The sequence below is a fragment of the Holdemanella sp. DFI.5.55 genome, assembly GCF_020593575.1.
In the GTDB taxonomy this organism is placed as follows: domain Bacteria; phylum Bacillota_I; class Bacilli_A; order Erysipelotrichales; family Erysipelotrichaceae; genus Holdemanella; species Holdemanella hominis.
This window is the reverse complement of sequence record NZ_JAJDMK010000163.1, coordinates 1-1171: the sequence shown is the minus strand read 5'-3', so window position 1 is coordinate 1171 and position 1171 is coordinate 1. Positions and strand designations below refer to the sequence as shown.

General features: G+C 28.6%; 1 protein-coding gene and 1 pseudogene. Both read right to left on the bottom strand.

Going from position 1 to position 1171, the window contains the following annotated elements; all coding sequences use genetic code 11:
• Nucleotides 1-149 precede the first annotated feature (149 nt).
• A complete protein-coding gene (locus LJE08_RS13555; protein ID WP_227403523.1) occupies nt 150-320 on the bottom strand; it encodes a hypothetical protein in 171 nt (56 codons plus the stop codon).
• Between the two features lie 113 nt (nt 321-433).
• Nucleotides 434-601, bottom strand: a pseudogene (locus LJE08_RS15385) (ATP-binding protein); the annotation flags it as partial.
• Nucleotides 602-1171: the final 570 nt, after the last annotated feature.

Below are 1171 nucleotides of genomic sequence, written 5' to 3'. Positions count from 1 at the left end.
GTATTTTCAAACTTTTTCATAAAAAATACTTGAATTTTATATAGTTAGCTCCCTTTTTATATAGACTAACTTGTGTATCAAATAATTTTTTATATTTACCATCCTTTTTGACCAAATCTTTATGAACTCCTTGTTCAATAACTTCGCCTTTATCTAAAACTATAATTTGATCCGATGAACCAATATTTGACAAAATATGTGTTACAAATATACACAATTGTTTTTTTCAATTTATCAAATGTTTGAAATATTTCTAATTCCGCTAATGCATCCATTGATGCAACAGGTTCATCTAAAACTAAAATACTTGATTCTTTCATGAAAGCTCTAGCAACGGCTATTTTTTGCCACTAGCATCGCAATTTATTGATAGTGTCGAGATTAAATTAAACAAAATGGATCGTTTATTTTTCACCAATTTGGATCGCATTATTTAGTTTTCAAATGAATCCATTACGTCTTTTATTCTATATGATGGACCTACTATACTGACTATATGTGAATGATGCAGTAGTCGATCAAGTATCGCATTTGCTATTACAGTATCTCCGAATACAGTTGACCATTTAGATAAATTCTTGTTTGTTAAGATTATTGTTGATTGTTGCTCTAACTCTGTTTAGATTTGTACTCTCATCTTAAATTCCATCTGACATCAAATCATAGAGTGTATCCGAATGTGACCCAACAGCATATTTACTGGTATAACTATTGTTCATGATATTTCTTGCCTCCGTGATATTTCGTTAATTAAATATTACACATAAGAAAAAAATAGTAAATTAAACCGGTACAAGCCGACAAAATCTTGTAGAAGAGGGAAATTTTAATATCTTGAATTTAAAAATTCATTTTCATTTTCGGATTATCTAGTTATGCTCAGTATTTTTTATGATTTATGCATAAGCATAAATAAAAAGCTCAGCATTTAAGCCGAGCGATGTTGTTGATGAAGCTATCCAAAAGGTGCACTTAAGGTGCAAAAATCCTCTTAATTTCTTTTAATATTCTTTATATAAAGCAATTTATTGATATTAGAATATATTCCCATGGCAGATAAAAAGCACTTTCTTCATAGTCAAAAGCCTCACTTTTATATAATTTATCATATTAAAATTGAAAACTCCATCTAGCAAAAACATCATTTGCATAAACTTTCCTTTATCGGTAT